This window comes from Paenibacillus sp. LHD-38 (assembly GCF_031157315.1).
In the GTDB taxonomy this organism is placed as follows: Bacteria; Bacillota; Bacilli; order Paenibacillales; family Paenibacillaceae; genus Pristimantibacillus.
This window is the reverse complement of record NZ_JAVIFU010000001.1, coordinates 165,123-182,538: the sequence shown is the minus strand read 5'-3', so window position 1 is coordinate 182,538 and position 17,416 is coordinate 165,123. Positions and strand designations below refer to the sequence as shown.

The window sequence follows — 17,416 nt, the reverse complement described above, 5'->3', positions numbered from 1 at the left end:
CATCCGTTACAGCAGCGGAGATAACATATGGAGCAAAGCCTCGGTCATCTTTTGACGTTTCGGCCTGAGGATGAACGTCTTGAGGTCCAGCTCTCTGCAGTTCTTTAAATCCTCTAGAAAGTCGGCTTCCAGTCTTTTAATCGTCCCTTCATCAAAAAGCACCGCATTCAGCTCAAAATTGCTAAGCAGGCTGCGCAGATCCACGTTCGCCGTCCCAACTGTCGCAAGCATTTGATCAACAATCATCACTTTCGCGTGAATAAACCCCTTTTGATAGCGGTATACCTTTACTCCCGCCTCAAGCATTTCCTGAATATAAGACAAAGTTGCGAGCAGCACGAGCTTCGAGTCGCCTATTCCAGGAATGATTAGCCTGACATCTACGCCGCCGAGCGCTGCCGTCCTTAGCCCCATCACTAAGCTGGGATCCGGTATAAAATACGGCGTGGTAATATAAATTCTGGAGCATGCCGTATTTATCGCCGCAAACATAACCTCAACGATTTGATGATTATGCTGACCCGGCTTGCTTGAAACAATCAGCACATGTTCATTCCCCATGGCCGAATGTTTCGGCATATACTCCTGACCATTCAGCTCCACATGCGCTGCAAAAGCCCAATCGTTCATGAATAGCTCCTGCAAGTAGTAAACGGAATCGCCATGCAGCTGCAGATGCGTATCTCGCCAAAATCCAAGCTTCGGTTCCTTGCCTAAATATTCATCACCAATATTAATGCCGCCGAGGAAACCAACTTTGCCGTCAACAACAACGATCTTGCGATGGTTTCGATAATTCAATTTCCTGTCAAATAAAGCAACCTTCGGCGGCAAAAAGCAGCTCGTCTCCGCGCCTGCGAGACGCAGCTCTTCAACAAAGGCAGCACTTAAATGCAAGCTGCCAATTCCGTCGTAAACGACTCGAACCTCTATGCCTTCCCTTGCTTTTCGCGAAAGCACCTCCAAAAAACGTCTGCCGATCTCATCATCCCTAATCGTATAGTAGTCCATATGTATATGATGCTCTGCGAGTTCAAGGTGACTGAGAATCGCTTCAAAGGTCTCATGTCCGTTCGTCAGAACGACTGTCTTATTGTTACGGGTAATTGGAAATGGAACAAGACCGGTTAGCATCGCGTAGAGTTTTTCCTGCTTCTGGAGCTGCTGGTTTCCTATCTGTTCAGCCCTCGTAACCTTCTCGGATATTTGATTCGCGTATCGTACAGTCTCTTCCTTAAACCGTTCTATCCGTTTTCTTCTTGTGAAGTCTTTGCCCAGTATGAGATAAGCGATAAATCCAATTATCGGGCATGCAAAGGTGATCAGAAGCCATGCAGTCAGCTGTGCTGGACGCCGATGCTCCATAATAAATACAGCAGCTAATTGTAAAATATAAACGAGAAGCGCAGAAGTGAGCACGATGTACCACATTATCAATAAACACCTCGTTTCCTCCTAGCCAGACGGTCTGACAAGTGTCTCTAGTTTGAACGTGCGCTTAGAAACGTATACTTCGTCAAATAAAAAAAGCCCCGCTGATTCATACGAATCAGAAGGGTTTGCGAGCAGTGGCTATGAGATGATTATTGCCTCATTGTAATTCCCGGGGATTGCTTCTCGATATGAGTTAGGATAAGGCGATGCATACTTAATCTTCTCGTAATAAATGCGGGAAGCAAACGATAATTCATGCCCAGCTTGTAACCAAGCAGCTTCGCTGCAGATTCCGCAACAAGCAACGGTATAAGCTGCCATTGACGGGTTACGTGCAGCTCCTTCAGCTGCAGCTTCACGAGGTTCGAACCTGCCTTGCCGACTGCGCTGTATGGCGTAATCCAGGTGTTGCAGCGCATGGAGATCCCGTTATCGAAATACCTTTTGAATTGCTCCGCAACGGAATAATCATGCGAATGAAAAACAGCAGCATCAGCGCAATAAGCTACCCGATAGCCGTTTAAGATGCATTTCGCAGCCATAAATAAATCCTCATTAAATATAACCGGCTCTTGGAAACTGCCCATCGCTTCAAAAACCTCGCGCCGAATGGCTGAGCAAACGTTGGAGCAAAAAAACGTCTTAAGCCCGAGCTCATCCAAATCCTCGTAGGACTTCATTTTGGACTCAGCTGGATAGTTATGCTGCCTAGCAAGGCGCTCCAACTCATTCGCTCCTGGCCTTGGAAGCTGTCTGGCATAAGCATAAACAGCCTTATCCCCTGCGATGAGCGGCCTCGTCAGCTCCTCGATGAGCTTTTCATTATAAGGCATCGCATCCTGAGTCATAAACATCAAAATGTCACCCTTGGCTTGCTGAGCAGCGCGGTTTCGTGTACCGCCGTGATCAAACTCGCTTCGCAGCACGTATAGTACTTGTACGCCAGCCTCACGCGCCAGCTCCGCCGTTCCATCATCCGAGCAGGAGTCTATGACGATGATTTCGTAAGGGGGAAGAGACTGCTGCTGCAGCCTCTTGAACAGCTCTTTTAGGTCCGGACCTGCGTTTAATGTAGGAATAATAACGGATACTCGGCATACTGCTTTGCTGTTAATAAGCATTTTTGTTAATCAGGCCCTTCAGAACCGTTTTGAAAATAATTTTGATATCAAAGAAGAACGTCCAGTTCTCGATATAGAAAATATCAAATCTAATGCGGTCTCTTATCGAGGTATCGCCTCGTAATCCATTCGTTTGTGCCCAGCCGGTTATCCCAGGCCTAATCTGGTGCTTAATCATGTATTTCGGAATTTCTTCTTTAAACTGATGAACGAAATAAGGACGCTCAGGACGCGGTCCTACAACGCTCATATGTCCAAGCAGCACGTTGAAAAACTGTGGAAGCTCATCCAGGCTTGTACGCCTTAGGAAGCTGCCGAATTTGGTTCGGCGCGGATCATTCTGAACCGTCCACTGCGTATCCGATACCGAATCAGCCGAAACATGCATGGAGCGGAACTTAAACATGTAAAAGGTCTTTCGATCAAGCCCCATTCGCTCCTGTTTGAACAAAATCGGACCGGGAGAGGTCAGCTTAAGAGCAATAACGGTAAACAACATAATCGGCGAGGTTATCATGATTGCCGCTATTGAAAAAGCGATATCAAACCAACGTTTGAGTATGCGGTTGCTTAGCTCATCCAGCGGAATATCCCTAACGTTAATAAGAGGGATACCTGCAAAGTTATCAAAGAAAGGCCTCGCAGGCAGTAGATCAAAGAAATCTGGGATAATAAGTGTTTTTACGCCAGTACGTTCGCACACTTCAATGATCTCGGCATATTTCGTGTGTGCCTCGAGAGGCAGCGCAATGATTACTTCATCAATCGGAGCCTTCTCCAGCTTCATCTTTAAATCATTTAGCATGCCGATAATCGGCTTCATATGCTGATGCTCCGGCGCATGCTCCGTTTGATAATCGTCGAGGAAACCAACTATCTCATAGCCAAGATCAGGATGCTGCTGTAAATTGGTATAAAAGCTGCGGCCCACGGACCCGGCGCCGACAATTAGAACAAAACGTTTATTAAAGCCTTTACGGCGGAACGATGCGAGGATCGATTTTACCCAGTATCGATAGACTGTAATGGCAAAGAAATTCATTACAAAAAAGATCGCTAAAAATTCCCGGGAAATATGTACTTCACGAGTGAAGAAAAACAAGCTGAGCAACCCTAGAAAACTTATCGTTTGGATCTGTAAAATTCGCAGCACTTCATAGGAGTAGTTTTTTCGTCGCTTGGGTGAGTAGAACTGAAAATAGAATCCGATAAGAACCGCGGAGAAGGAATAAATCGTCCCCCACAGCAAGTAAGTAGAAAACGAAACCGAGTTGAAGCTGGGCAGCAGACCGCTATAAAATTTAAGCCAATACGCTGCCATAAATACGACAAATGCGCAAAATAGGTCAGCCAACATATACAATTGTGTCAGGAACCGTTGGTTTTGCCTTAGCATTCGCCGTTTCCACCCTCATTCTCTTAGATTTCGACTCTATCTGCATTTTACCAAAGATAGAACGCAAGCAGTACCCTATATTTTTCCAATCCTTAAATTGATTTGGATTTACCTTTATTTTGTTTGGCTTTAGTCTTAACCCATCTGCGTTTCTTGAGCATTTTCGGAAATGAGCGGAGAATAGTTGGCCAGCAATGAAGAAGACCCGGCTCTCTCAATACGATATAACCAAGCTTAATAACCTCAGTCGCTAAAATATACGGTCCTATTACTATGGAATGCCAGCCTATCGATTCATTTTTCAAAAGAGTAAAAAAACGATTCTGATAGGAATGCTGTCTCACGAACAGTGGGATGCTGCTACGCCCCCCCTTCTTCCAACCTCTATGATGTACTGCTTTCGCCGAAGGAAAATAATATGACTTCCAGCCAAGCGTCTGAGCTCGCCAAGCAACATCAACATCTTCCTTATAAGCAAAAAATTGCTCATCAAAAAATTCGCCTTCGAATTCAATATCCCTTATCATTGTTGTTCGGTATACTGCCGCAGCACCCGACACGCCGAATACAGCTTGTTTCGAATTCCAATTAGAAACAGGCTCTCCTGCGCCAAGGTCAAAAACGTTTCTCGTTCGTTTCATGCCTAAACCCGCGCTATCCATTACATCCTTATTTGACGAAAAAACAAGCTGGCCAGTCGCGCTCCCAACCGCTTTGTCTTGTTCCATAAAACTAATAATCTCAAATAAATAATTAGGTTCTATTGTTACATCTGGATTTAAAACGAGTACATAATCCGAACGGGTTTGACGAATAGCCTGATTCTGGCCTCCGGCAAACCCGTTATTCACTTCATTCGCTATGAATTGCACCTGCTTCGAGTATCGCGTTACACGCTCTGCCGTTCCGTCAGTTGAAGCATTATCAATTACGACAATGCTTTCAACCGGGAAGGTTTGCTTCAAAACAGCCTCTAAGCAGCTCTCAATATCTTTCGCGCTATTATAAGTTACGATACAAACACTTGCGGTTGGCATAACTTTTATCACTCACTGTCTTTTAGATAGTGGTTTAACGCTTCTCGCCAAGGCCGTAGTACGTTAAGACCATTACTGCGAATAGCAGAATGATCCATGACCGAATATCCCGGTCTAGGCGCCGGCCTAGGAAAATCAGCCGTTGTACAAGGTTCTAGTAATATGTTTGAACCACTATCCTCGAAGATTGCTTTGGCAAAATCATACCAAGAACAGATTCCGCTATTAGATGCATGATAGATTCCATAATATTCCGTTTGTACAAGCTCAATTAAAAATGTTGATAAATCATAGGTATAGGTCGGCGATCCGATTTGATCCGCCACCACCTTAAGCTGGTCGCGTTCCCCTGCCATTTTAAGCATTGTTTTCACAAAATTATTGCCATATTTCCCAAAAACCCACGATGTCCGCACGATGTAATATCGATCGTGCAGCGTCTGAACCAGCTGTTCGCCTGCATATTTCGACTTCCCGTAGACGGTTCTAGGATTCGTTTGATCATATTCATTGTAAGGTGTTGTACCCGTGCCATCGAATACATAATCCGTGCTTATATAACAAAGCTTAGCGCCTACTTCACGTGAAGCAACTGCTACGTTACGCGTTGCCGACGCATTCACACGAAAGGCCTCATCCGGTTCGGACTCGGCTTTATCTACTGCAGTATAAGCAGCACAATGAATAACGACATCAGGCTGGTGAAGCGTAAATATATTGCGGCATGCTGGCAGACTTGTAATATCCAGTTCATTACGGCCAAATCCAATGATTTCGGCTGTTTCTGTCGTCCACTCGGCCAATTCGCGTCCGAGCTGTCCGTTCGCGCCTGTTATTATGATCTTCAATTTAGACATGTTATTCGTTCGCCTCCAGGCGATCCTTGTATTGGATATCATAATATTGCTGATATACACCTGAAGCTACCTGCTCCATCCATTCGGTGTTGCTGAGGTACCAACGAATCGTTTCTTTGATTCCGTCCTCATAATTAAACTTCGGCCGCCAGCCTAGCTCATTACGAATTTTGTCTGCATCGATGGCATAGCGGCGATCATGCCCAAGGCGGTCCTTCACATAGGAGATTAGTGTTTCGGGTTTTCCAAGCTCTTCAAGTATTGTACGGACCACCTGAAGATTGTTCCGCTCATTCCGTCCTCCTACGTTATAAACTTCACCAATGCGGCCTTTATGCAGAACCAGATCAATAGCACTGCAGTGATCCTCTACATACAGCCAATCGCGCACATTCAGGCCATCGCCATAAACAGGAAGCGGTTTATCTTGTAGCGCGTTCTGTATCATTAATGGAATAAGCTTCTCCGGGAATTGGTAAGGACCATAATTATTAGAGCAGCGCGTAATATTGACGTTTAGTCCAAAGGTCTCATGGTAGGCACGAACAAGCAAATCTGCGCCTGCCTTGCTAGCCGAGTAAGGACTATTAGGAGCAATTGGCGTATCTTCGGTAAAGAGCCCGCTCTCGCCTAACGTACCGTATACCTCGTCGGTAGACACCTGCACGAATTTGGTAACATTATATTGCTTTGTGAGGTCAAGCAGTGTTTGCGTACCTAGAATGTTCGTCTGCACGAAAATCTCCGGATGTAAAATGCTGCGATCAACATGCGATTCCGCTGCAAAGTTAATCACTGCATCGATTCCTTTTTGGAATATGGGCTCTAATTCACTCCGCTTCGCTATATCAGCTTTTACAAATGTGTAGTTAGGATGCTGCTCTATGGACCGCAGATTTTCGAGATTGCCTGCGTATGTCAGTGCGTCAACATTTATGATTTCGTAACTCGGGTAATTTTGAATCATATATAAAACGAAGTTACTGCCAATAAACCCGGCACCGCCGGTAATTAGTAATTTCATGAATCAAACTCCCCCTTCAAAAACAAAGTTGATTTCCGCGTCAGCCAGCACTGGATGCTTGTTATCCTTATCTGAAAGTATCGGTTTGGTTGTCGGCCAGTCGATCGCTAGCGCGGGATCGTTCCAAGCAATCCCTCTGTCGTGTTCGGGGGAATAAAGCGCATCAACCTTGTATTGAACCTCACAATTCGGAACTAGTGTACAGAAGCCATGTGCAAATCCCTGAGGTACAAGTAGTTGTCTTTTGTTTGCCGCACTTAAAATGAAGCCTTGCCACTGTCCAAAACTTGGCGAGCCGTTGCGGATATCCATAACGACATCATAAATAGCACCTGAAGTAACACGAACCAGCTTCGTTTGTGCTTTTGGTGATAATTGATAATGCAAGCCGCGAAGTACTCCCGCTTCTACAGATAACGAGTGATTGTCTTGAATAAAAGCATGTGGAATCCCATTCTCATGAGCCACTTGTTCATTATAGCTTTCCATAAAAAAGCCACGGTGATCGCCAAAAACAGCAGGTTCAATCAGTTTTACGCCTGGAAGCTTAGAAACTATTATTTTCATAGGTCACCTGTTCTATTATAATTTTAGTTTTCCAAATTCCTCACCGAACGTTAAGTCCTTCGAGAGCTCATTCGCTCTAGTCAATGAGGCATGAGTACCCGCATCTGTCCACCAACCCTGTAGAATATCGAAACTGAGCTCATTTGCATCAATATATGCATTATTCACATCCGTTATTTCGAGTTCACCTCGGCCGGATGGCTTGAGTGTTTTTACTATTTCAAAAACTTTGCTATCATACATATATATACCTGTAACAGCAAAATTGCTCCTTGGATGCTTAGGTTTCTCTTCAATAGAGACAATTTTCCCACCATTCAATTCAGGCACACCATAACGCTGAGGATCGTGAACCTCTTGAATAAGTATTTTAGCTCCTGTATTCTGCTTTTTAAAATTGCTGACAAACGGAACAATACTATATTCAAAAACATTATCGCCCAAAATGACGACCATTTGATCGCCATTAACAAAGTTCTGAGCTAATCCAAGTGCCTGCGCAATACCTCCAGCTTCATCTTGAACTTTATATGTAAATGATACGCCGAACTCTGTACCGCTTCCAAGTAAATTGACAACATCGCCCATATGTTCTTTACCAGTTACAATGAGAATATCAATGATGCCTGATTCTTTAAGCTTCGCAATAGAGTGGAAGATCATTGGATACCTCCCGACAGGAAGTAAATGTTTATTTGTTACTTTAGTTAATGGAAATAGACGGGAGCCTGTCCCGCCTGCTAGAATTACACCTTTCATGTTAACCTCCCACGATGATTATTATAAAAAGCTTTTAAAATCCAAAAGGTAGTTAAATATTGATTTATTATAAACAACCTGAAATGTGGCATCCACGTTTTTCATTACCCCATTAATATAAAAGCTACCTTTTGAATATACGTCATTTTTGCTCGTATAAAGTGTAATCGCATTGTTTGGAATACCATCAAGTGATTTTATATAGATATTATATTTCTTACCATTTGAATTTTTAATTGGTGGAAACCTTATTTTATAATAATCATTATCACTTATACTCTCTGTATTAACCTTAGACTCATAGATTGTCCTTCCAGAATTCGAATCTTCTAAGCCAATAATTATATGACCTTTGTTCACACGAGTAAATGTTGCCAATTTAATAGAAATACCATTTATATTATTCTGCTCTGAAACAAAGGTTTGATTAACAATTGAGTTTTTAAAAATCTCACCAATCGTTTCAGTGTCATTCGTCTGATCAATCATAATCCGAATCTTCCCTAGATTTCCAAAAAACACATAGAACGTTATACATAATATGACTAATAATATAAACTTACTTAGCAATTTGATATTTTTTAGTTTCATAGAATTCGGATTCTCCGTTATTATTTTTTCTATTAACATTATAAAGATTTAATATCTCATCCTCTAATATCGTCCAACTTCTACTTTTTGCTGTAATTATTCCTTCCTTAATAATTCTAGTTCTAAGTGCATCGTCAGTTGTTACTAGCGTAATCATCTCAACTGCTTTTTCAATATTTCCTGGCTCATATAATAAACAGTTCACATTATTTTCTAAGTATTCGATATTCCCTTCATTTGGCGCTACAATAGCTATCCCACCTGTGGCCATCATCTCTAATGGAGGATAAGAAAAGCTCTCTAGCTTACTTGATTTTAAAAGTATATGACACTTTTGATAAATTTCAGCTACCTCGACATATGGAACCTTATTAATGAATTTATCATATCTATACCAATCTTTTGGTTTACCGTCATTTGAAAGATACCATATCTCGTATTTATTCGGATCTAATTTGTTCGTTATCTTAAAACTTTCGTCTGTGTTTTTATTAGGATTATTACCATTTCCTTCGATTAGAATTATTATTTTGTTCGTAAAATCCTTTTCGACAGGAAAAAACAAAGAAAGGTCCAAGCCATTACGTGCAAAGAAAACTTCCTTTTTATATTTTTTCTTCAACCAATTTTCACACCACTTTGAAATAGTTAGATATTTCATATTACTAAATGAGTTATATGTAAGGTTAGACCAAATTCTCATTACATTACCAAAATCACTGAAATTGGTTTCAAAACCTTGAACTAAATAATATTTTTCCTTAATTTTAGAATATGTATTAACAAAAGAAACAGTTGTCCATAATGATGCTACACATTTTCTTAAATAGGCATGGAGAGCAGACTTATGATGGGAAATAACATTTATTTCTCCATCGTTATTTATAATATTGGTTTGTTCCTCCCCCATCGAGAGAATAAGAACATCTAATCCTGCATTTCTCAATATATTACAATGTTTAATTACGACATTTACACCTCCACTAACTTGTGTGGATGGTAGTACAAAACATATGTTATCGTTCAATCGCGATTCTATAAAATCAAATAATTCATACCCAGTATACGCAGTTACACAATTATCCAATACTTCTTTGTGAGCATTTGATGCAATGATTTTACGAAAACTCTTATTATCAACCAGCAGCCTTAAGGCTGCTTCCCATTCTTCAGTCGTATTGCATAAAAGCCCTGTTTCACCATTTGTAATCATATCTTTAAAAGCACCTACATTACTTGCAATAGTAGCTACTTTTACTAATGAAGCTTCGACCCATTTATTTTCCGATTTTGCTTCGTTAAATATACTTTCTTCTAAAGGAGCAATATTAATATCCACACTAGCGATAACTTCTGGAAGCTTAGTCCAATCCATAAATTTCTCTGTTAGTATACGATTCTTAAAGGTTTCCAACTCAGTTGGAATATCTAGAATGCCTACAACTTTCAAATAGACATTCGGTTTTTCCTCAAAAATCTTCTTGATTATTGGTAGAATTAAATTAAAATTATCATTATGCGTTATACTTCCACTGAAATAGCCTAAAATTATTTTTTCAGACTTGGAATCTAATCCTTCCATTTTTTCAAGCGCTTTTAGGGATACCTCCACCATTTTCTCAGAAGCTACATTCCGATTAATGAACACTTCTGGTACATAGTGGTTTAATTCCTTGGAAAGCCTATCTGTCGTTGTTATTGCATAATCACACAATTCGAGTGTTCTTTTCATTCGATTTACGCCAGTTATATATAAATTATATTCATATTCACTCATTGATTTTAGATATTTTATTTCTTTTACATATTTTTCGTCGATAACAAGATCATCAATATCAAAAAAAACTTTTTTATTGAAATATTTCGCCTTATTAATAAACTCCTCAACAACTTCTGTATGAGGACATCTAAAAAAAATAAAAGCTCTGTAGTATTTTACTTGTTCTATAGACAAATTTTCATAAAATACAGAATCACAAGAGTAACCATTAAAATGCAATTGTTCAATTTGATGATCTACCCTATAACGTGCAGGATGCGGAAGCCCACACCCATTAATAAACAAAATGTCTTTATAATTATTAACTTCAAATGTAACACCTGATATTTTCCTTTTTGTATAGGAATATGTTTTTTTTATAAAAGGACCAACACCTTCATATTTCAGCGTAGCCGCACTCTTTTTTATTAACATATCTATATCCATTTTATCCCCTCCGCCAATAATTTTCTTTATAGCTTTTTATTACTTTTTTCTTCATTTTCTTAACATAAGGTTTTGCACGCTCAGAGGATGCTGTTGATGAATCAATTATTCTCCAATGATATAGAATTTTAGGTATATGAGTGACTCTATCAGTTTTTTTTAGAACACGAAGCGCCAAGTCCCAGTCTTGAACACCTTCAAAGCCTTCTCTCAGCCCACCAAGTTCCTCTATTAAACCCCTTCTATAAACAGCAATATGACATATATAGTTAAAATGCAGAAGCAGCTTTGGATTCCATTTTTTTTTGTAAAAGGGTCTTATTCTTTTTCCATTTAGTAATTTGTCTTCATCACTGTAAAGAAAATCCACTTGATTTTCTTTCCCATTTATAGTTTTTACTATTTCATATAAAGCTAAAGGAGATAATAGATCATCGTTATCAAGGAATGTTATAAACTCTCCATTAGCCAGACTAATAGCCGTATTTGTACTTGCAGATATGTGACCGTTTTTATCCCTATACGCAACTTGAATTCTATCGTCCATGTCACAATAATATTCGAGTGTTTTTCTTACATGGGGAAAGGTTGAACAATCATCTGCAATACACAATTGCCAATGTTGATATAATTGGTTTCTTACTGATTCAATACATTCCTTTAGATACACATCATCGACATTATAAACTGGTAAGACAATTGATATTAATGGCTTATATTCTAGAGATTCATTTATTTCAGCAAGCATGGTAGACGAATGTGTCTCATTTGAAACGATCCACCTTGTATACCATTTCTCGTTATTTATCACATTTTTCTTTGACAAAAATAACTTAATACGTATTAGAACCATAAGTACTTTATAGTATAAATACATATCTTTCCCCGTCTCCACATTTAACTATATTTCTGATAATAAAAGTTACATACTTCATCAATATCACCTATAGTTACCATTTCTCCTTTTTCTAGTATTAGTCCCCTGCTACACATATTTCGTATTTGATCAAGAGAATGTGATACTAATATTACACTCGTACCGTCGCTTATCATTTGTCTGATCTTACTTTCACATTTCTGTTGAAATTTGAAATCACCAACGGATAATATTTCATCCACAATAAGAATATCTGGTTTTGTTACTGTTGCAATCGAGAAGCCTAATCTTGCATACATTCCTGATGAGAAATTTTTGATAGGAACGTCTAGAAACTCCTCAAGCTCTGAAAAAGAAACAATCTCATCAAAGTTTTCTCTCATTTGCTTTTTACTGTAACCAAGGACTGCTCCATTCAAGAAAATATTCTCACGCGCTGTAAGTTCAGCATCAAAACCAGCGCCAAGTTCAATTAATGGTGCTAATTTTCCTTTCACCGAAATACTGCCATATGTAGGCTTTAACACACCAGCAATAATTTTAAGCAAAGTGCTTTTCCCCGCCCCGTTAAGACCAAGAATTCCGAATAACTCACCGCGATTAATCTGAAAGCTAATATTCTTTAACGCCCAAAACTCATTATATGATATCTTTCCCCTTAATCTTCTTATAAAATATTCTTTCATTGTTGAGATTTTTTCATTAGATAAATTAAATTGCATAGAAACATCTTCAATATTTGCAATAATTTCTTTGTTAGTCATACTAAACTCCTTAAATGTATAATATAAATCTATCTTGGTTTTTCCTAAACACATATAGTCCAATAATAAAAGTACCAAGCGAATATATTAGACATTGAACATTGAGTTCAAACACAGGAGCATTTCCATAAAGAAGTCCTTCTCTGAAATGTGTCACAAAATAATACATTGGATTACAATAAAATAAGAACATATATTTGTCAGGCATAATATTCATTGGATAAATTATAGGAGTAGCATACATCCAAGCAGCAATGAAAACCCCATATATATGTTCGATATCTCGAAAAAAAACTACTACTGAACTGAGAATTAATCCCGCACCAACACTGAAAATTGCAACGTAAATAATGGATAAAAAACTGTATATTACCGTGAAATGCAATTCGACTCCTGTTGCTATACAAACAATAATTACGGCAACAAATGAAAACATCATATTGGCCAATGAGTATAGTACCTTAGATAAAGGAAATATATATTTAGGAATATACACTTTCTTTATGATTTGACCCGAAGAATAGATAGAAGACATCGCAAGTGAAGTCGACTCTGAAAAAAAAGAAAAAAGCACTTGACCACTGATAACATAAGCTGCGAAGTATTCAATATTAAAACGAAATAATTCTCTAAACACCAAGGTTAGTATTGCCATTGTTAGCAATGGATTGAGTAAACTCCATAGAATTCCCAAAAAAGATCTTTTATACTTGATCTTAATATCTTTCGCGACAAGCAGAAATAATAGATCTTTATATTTCAAAAAATTTAATAGATTATTTCTAATTTCATTCATGTTTACACTCCTATTTCATGCTTACTGTTAATTGTAATGAATTTGGAACGCAATATCTTAATAGCAAAATAAATCGCTTGATAGATGCAAAACGCTTAAAACTTATTAAAAACAAAAACCAAACTAAATATAAGTACGCATTCAAAAATATTTTTTCGATACTATCCAATTGAAGCATTATACACACTCCTAAAACATTCAAATATTTAAAAGATCAGCTTCCCTAAATAAATCATGTACAGAAAAATCTATCATAAAAAGATCTTCTTAAAATGTCTCAATACACCCTAGTTATCTTACCAAAGTTCCTCCCATATTCATACCTAATTGTGTCTCCAAAACTCGATAAAATGTAGAATCTCCCCGAAATCGCCACCTATTCGACACCCTCTCAACCCCCGTAAATTTGTTAAATACATACAATTTAAAACTTTCCATTATAGTAATCCATTCCACCATTTGCTAAAATACAAACAGGAGCTAACCGTTTCAGATCTACATAATGATGGATGAGGAGTATATATGCATGAGCGCACAAAAGAAATCAAAAAGCAGTACGCCGGCTGCAGCCGCTGATTTAACGCTTTTAAAGTGGATAGGGACGATTGGAATTGCCCTATTTTTAGTTATTTTCCCCTACAAGCAGGGATTGTTTAATGGCTATGAATTGAGCTTTGATGGGGCCATTTATGGAGCTGTCATTTTCGGATTTGTACTGCTGCTTGTTACGGCTTTATTTGTTTATCGCAAGTCACAGCACGGCAGCTATAGAGGAATTTTGTCGATTGCCGTCATGATCCTTCCTTTCATTTATTGGCTTTCTTCGTTCCAAGCGGTTTCTAGTTATTACGCGAAGTTCATGACACTCGTATTTTTTCTTCTAGCAGCTCTTTTTATATCCAGTCTCTATCTTGCAGAGGCTAAGCTTACTCGTAAAACAATCGAGTATGCACTCATGCTCTCATCCTATTTAATCGTCCTGTTTGGTTTACTCAATCTATTTGGACAAATCTATTATAGGGATGCGTTATGGCTCGCCCACGACGGGTATCGACTCGCATCCGTATTCCAATATTCAAATACTTATGCCGGCTTCTTGGCCGCATTGTTTTTGGTCAGTCTATACTACGCTGCGCACTGCATACGTCCTTCCGCACGCATAATTCACGCTGCTATGCTTGTACCGATCTGGATTTCATTCATGTTCACCTATTCACGAGGCGCAATTATCGTTATTCCTGTGATGACACTCCTATTGCTGCCATTCCTGCGCTTATCGAAACAAATCGCATATATCATATTTATGGGTTTATCCGCACTTGTTTCCATGGCGATATTAGGTAAGCTTACAACGAATGCTGATGCGATCTCTAAGCTGGTTCAGCCGACAGAAACGAAAGCGCAAAGCCCGATTTCCCTGTTCAGCTCATTGCCGTTGCAAAGCTGGGGACTCCTTCTTCTAGGAATTATCGTTACAACCGGACTAATCATGCTTTATCATACCAAGGTCGGCTCTCTTCTGGAAACAAAATTGGTGGAGTTGTCTACCTATAAATGGTCCTTTGCAGCTGTACCTGTCGCCACGATCATTCTAGCAACCGTTGCAGCTGGCAGCATCCTCGGCAGCAGTGCCATTCGTGGGTTGCTCCCGGATAAAATTGCTGCTCGCTTTGAGAACATTAACCTTCAGCAGCACAGCGTGCTCGAGCGCTTAACCTTTTACAAGGATGGTCTCCATTTTGCGGAGGATTATCCGCTGTTAGGCGGCGGCGGCGGTGCTTGGCAAGCGATGTTCGAGCAATATCAGAATAATCCTTATTGGAGCAGACAAGCACATAGCTTTTTTGTTCAAATACTAGTAGAAAGCGGTTGGATCGGATTAATCGCTTTAATAGCATTACTAGTGTTCGTTTATGGCTTATACATCCGATCATTCATACGTTACCCAGAACTGCGAGGCAGTCATTTCATCTTTTTTATTTTTTCAATGACACTTCTTGTCCACAGCGCGATCGATTTCGATATGAGTTATATTTATATCAGCGCAATCGTCTTTATCTCGCTCGGCTGCATGCTTGCCCCATTTAGCGGTAAGCTTACAATTGAACGTATGAAAACGAAAGCAGATCGTCCATGGCTAAAAATTGCATATCCGTCGATTCTCGCCATATTGTCTCTGTTTCTGCTTGTCGTCGCTATTCTAGAAAAAAATGCCCTTCAAAAATATAATAAGGTTTATACGTTAGCCGTCCAGCAGCAAACTTCACTGGACCAGCTTCTGCCTATGATTAATGAGGCCATTGCGGCATCGCCTGAGCAATCAACCTTTTCACTAACGAAAGCGAATTGGTTGGAGCAGGCTTATACGCAGACGAGTACGGTTTCTTATCTTGATGAAGCATTAAGCACGCTGAATAAAGCTAGGGAATCGGATCCTTATAACCGCACCCTCCTTTTATCCCAATATCGCGTGCTGCAAGCGAAAGGCCTCTTCGAGGAATCTCTCGCGGTTATCGATGAGGGCGTTACTAAATTCCCTTGGGACATAGGTCTTTATGAAGCTGCGATAACCTCTTACGCCAAAGCGAATCAGACGGCAGCAACGGAGAAAAATGACACAAAAGCTAAAGAATATGCAGACCATATTAATGAACTTTCTACTGAAATAAAGAGAAGGATCGAGCAGCTTGCTGCTCTTCCGCCAGAACAACAGCAGGGACGATCCTTTGCATTCACTCCAGCTATTCAGAATGCTATCGCCCAGATAGAGCTAGCAGCTGCAAACTAGCTATGATTCCTCTTCTATGTTTCCATCGACTGCCCGCTCGCACATTCCGTGCGCAGCAGGCAGTCTTTCTTTTTATGAGTAAGTTTTAAGGCATGTTTTATTGCGTCTCAGAATAAAAGAATAAATAGCAATAGAACGTCACGATCGTTTTATACGTAACCAATTGAGAAAGGAGTATGCTATTGAAACGAGCAAGAAAGCCAAAATGGTCCTTTGTCGTGCTGCGAGGCGCTGACAAAACGGTCAAACAGTTTCATGTCTCCAAGCGTTCGGTTTTTGCTGCGCCTACGGCAGTCGTACTTGCTGTTTCGGGCTGCATTACAGGACTTCAATTAAACTCGCATTATGAAAAGAATCATTTGGAAGAAAAATTGTCGGAGCATGATCTTTTGTTTTCAGAAACACTATCTGGCAAGGATGAAACCATTCATTCGTTGCAGCAAGAATTGGTTGGGCTTTCCGAGCAAGCAAACGAGATGAAAAAGAAAATGGAAGCTTTGCAGCAGCTAGAGTCCCATCTCAAGCAATTTATTAATAACTATGGAGACCGATTGGACTCCTCTACCTATCAAGTACAGACTCCCAATACCATCCCGTCAGCACAATCAAAGTCTCTCCAACAAAACGCATCCAATCAGAGCTACAACTACATAATGGAATCAAAACCGCTCTCTTTACTCGTTCACAAAACCGGTCTTACGTTAACCTCGCTGAACGCAATCGCGGATACGATGGAGAAGTCCATGGCTTTAACGCTTGAGCTGGCACAAACGACACGCATTTCTGTGGATGCTTATCCTTCCGTATGGCCTACACGGTCCAAACTGCTATCTTCAGGATTTGGCTACCGTAGAGACCCTCTAACTGGGCGTGCTGCCTTCCATGCCGGCATAGACATAACGGGAAAGCTCGGCGATCCAGTGTTCAGCGCGGCGGATGGAACGGTGTCAGAAACCGGTTATAACAGCTCTTTAGGGGCGTACATCGTGATTGATCATCTGGCAGGACTGCAGAGCGCTTATATGCACCTGAAAGAAATTGAAACCAAGGAAGGCGATTTCGTCGTCCGAGGAGAAAAAATAGGCTTATTAGGCTCAAGCGGCAGAAGCACGGGTCCCCATTTGCATTTTCAAATCATGCATAAAGATGAGCCTGTTAACCCCATACCTTATCTAAGTTTAATTAAGGAGGATTAACCT

15 protein-coding genes are annotated in these 17,416 nt (G+C 40.1%); 2 read left to right on the top strand and 13 right to left on the bottom strand.

The window, feature by feature from the left end; translation table 11 throughout:
* Positions 1-6: 6 nt before the first annotated feature.
* The 13 genes from cls to RCO25_RS00745 all read right to left on the bottom strand — a co-directional run bounded on the left by cls (position 7) and on the right by RCO25_RS00745 (position 13,429).
* Positions 7-1,431, bottom strand: coding sequence for a cardiolipin synthase (gene cls, locus RCO25_RS00805; protein WP_308994465.1), 1,425 nt, complete (start codon positions 1,429-1,431; stop codon positions 7-9).
* A gap of 152 nt (positions 1,432-1,583) precedes the next feature.
* A complete protein-coding gene (locus RCO25_RS00800; RefSeq protein ID WP_308994254.1) occupies positions 1,584-2,555 on the bottom strand; it encodes a glycosyltransferase family 2 protein in 972 nt (323 codons plus the stop codon).
* Entirely contained in the window at positions 2,545-3,951 is a 1,407-nt protein-coding gene (locus RCO25_RS00795; RefSeq protein WP_308994253.1) for an undecaprenyl-phosphate glucose phosphotransferase, read from the bottom strand. Before RCO25_RS00795 ends, RCO25_RS00800 begins: the two co-directional genes overlap by 11 nt.
* A 92-nt stretch (positions 3,952-4,043) precedes the next feature.
* Positions 4,044-4,988 carry a glycosyltransferase family 2 protein gene (locus RCO25_RS00790; RefSeq protein WP_308994252.1) on the bottom strand — a complete coding sequence of 315 codons (945 nt, stop codon included), beginning with the start codon at positions 4,986-4,988 and terminating at the stop codon, positions 4,044-4,046.
* A gap of 8 nt (positions 4,989-4,996) precedes the next feature.
* Positions 4,997-5,845: a dTDP-4-dehydrorhamnose reductase gene (gene rfbD / locus RCO25_RS00785; protein ID WP_374992037.1), complete on the bottom strand. Its 849-nt coding sequence runs from the start codon at positions 5,843-5,845 to the stop codon at positions 4,997-4,999.
* Position 5,846: 1 nt separating this feature from the next.
* Positions 5,847-6,869: a dTDP-glucose 4,6-dehydratase gene (rfbB, locus tag RCO25_RS00780; protein WP_308994251.1), complete on the bottom strand. Its 1,023-nt coding sequence runs from the start codon at positions 6,867-6,869 to the stop codon at positions 5,847-5,849.
* A gap of 3 nt (positions 6,870-6,872) precedes the next feature.
* Positions 6,873-7,436, bottom strand: a complete 564-nt coding sequence (gene rfbC, locus RCO25_RS00775) for a dTDP-4-dehydrorhamnose 3,5-epimerase (RefSeq protein WP_308994250.1) — start codon at positions 7,434-7,436, stop codon at positions 6,873-6,875.
* Between the two features lie 15 nt (positions 7,437-7,451).
* Entirely contained in the window at positions 7,452-8,195 is a 744-nt protein-coding gene (locus RCO25_RS00770; protein WP_308994249.1) for a sugar phosphate nucleotidyltransferase, read from the bottom strand.
* A 21-nt stretch (positions 8,196-8,216) separates the two neighbouring features.
* On the bottom strand, positions 8,217-8,684 hold the full coding sequence (locus tag RCO25_RS00765) for a hypothetical protein (RefSeq protein ID WP_308994248.1): 468 nt from the start codon (positions 8,682-8,684) through the stop codon (positions 8,217-8,219).
* Positions 8,685-8,754: 70 nt separating this feature from the next.
* The gene (locus tag RCO25_RS00760; RefSeq protein ID WP_308994247.1) at positions 8,755-10,992 is read right to left on the bottom strand and encodes a glycosyltransferase; all 2,238 of its coding nucleotides are present in this window, start codon (positions 10,990-10,992) and stop codon (positions 8,755-8,757) included.
* Position 10,993: 1 nt separating this feature from the next.
* The gene (locus RCO25_RS00755) at positions 10,994-11,869 is read right to left on the bottom strand and encodes a glycosyltransferase family 2 protein (protein ID WP_308994246.1); all 876 of its coding nucleotides are present in this window, start codon (positions 11,867-11,869) and stop codon (positions 10,994-10,996) included.
* 20 nt (positions 11,870-11,889) lie between these two features.
* Positions 11,890-12,633, bottom strand: a complete 744-nt coding sequence (locus tag RCO25_RS00750; RefSeq protein ID WP_308994245.1) for an ABC transporter ATP-binding protein — start codon at positions 12,631-12,633, stop codon at positions 11,890-11,892.
* Between the two features lie 10 nt (positions 12,634-12,643).
* Positions 12,644-13,429: an ABC transporter permease gene (locus tag RCO25_RS00745; protein WP_308994244.1), complete on the bottom strand. Its 786-nt coding sequence runs from the start codon at positions 13,427-13,429 to the stop codon at positions 12,644-12,646.
* 526 nt (positions 13,430-13,955) lie between these two features.
* Between RCO25_RS00745 and RCO25_RS00740 the strand changes: the two genes are divergently transcribed.
* Both RCO25_RS00740 and RCO25_RS00735 read left to right on the top strand, forming a co-directional pair.
* Positions 13,956-16,217 (top strand): O-antigen ligase family protein, encoded by a 2,262-nt coding sequence (locus RCO25_RS00740; RefSeq protein WP_308994243.1) that lies wholly within the window; start codon positions 13,956-13,958, stop codon positions 16,215-16,217.
* Between the two features lie 182 nt (positions 16,218-16,399).
* Positions 16,400-17,413: a peptidoglycan DD-metalloendopeptidase family protein gene (locus RCO25_RS00735; protein ID WP_308994242.1), complete on the top strand. Its 1,014-nt coding sequence runs from the start codon at positions 16,400-16,402 to the stop codon at positions 17,411-17,413.
* Positions 17,414-17,416 lie beyond the last annotated feature (3 nt).